Origin of the sequence: Gilvimarinus gilvus (assembly GCF_030518155.1) — a bacterium.
GTDB lineage: Bacteria > Pseudomonadota > Gammaproteobacteria > Pseudomonadales > Cellvibrionaceae > Gilvimarinus > Gilvimarinus gilvus.
Map to the genome: position 1 here is coordinate 1 of NZ_JAULRU010000493.1, position 341 is coordinate 341.

At 60.4% G+C, this 341-nt stretch carries 1 protein-coding gene; it reads right to left on the reverse strand.

What is annotated here, in order from left to right; genetic code table 11:
* Nucleotides 1-341 (reverse strand): GTP-binding protein (locus QWI17_RS09045; protein WP_302722187.1); only part of this gene is annotated, 341 nt, incomplete at both ends.

Below are 341 nucleotides of genomic sequence, written 5' to 3' on the forward strand. Positions count from 1 at the left end.
AATGCGCTCCAGTGGCACCTGGCCCATGACCATCGGCACGATCTCTGCCCGCGCATTGAGGCTGCGCAAAATGGCCACGAGCTCTTCGCGCTCATGCTGGCTGATCAGGTCGATCTTGCTCAGCAGCAGTACATCGGCAAATTCCACCTGTTCGATCAGCAGGTCGCTGATCGAGCGCTCATCGTCCTCGCCCAATGTTTCGCCACGGCTGGCCAGGCTGTCTGCAGCCTGGTAATCGCGCAGGAAGTTCAGGCCATCGACCACCGTGACCATGGTGTCCAGCCGTGCCATGTCGGACAAGCTGCGGCCTTGTTCGTCGCGGAAGGTGAAAGTCTCTGCCA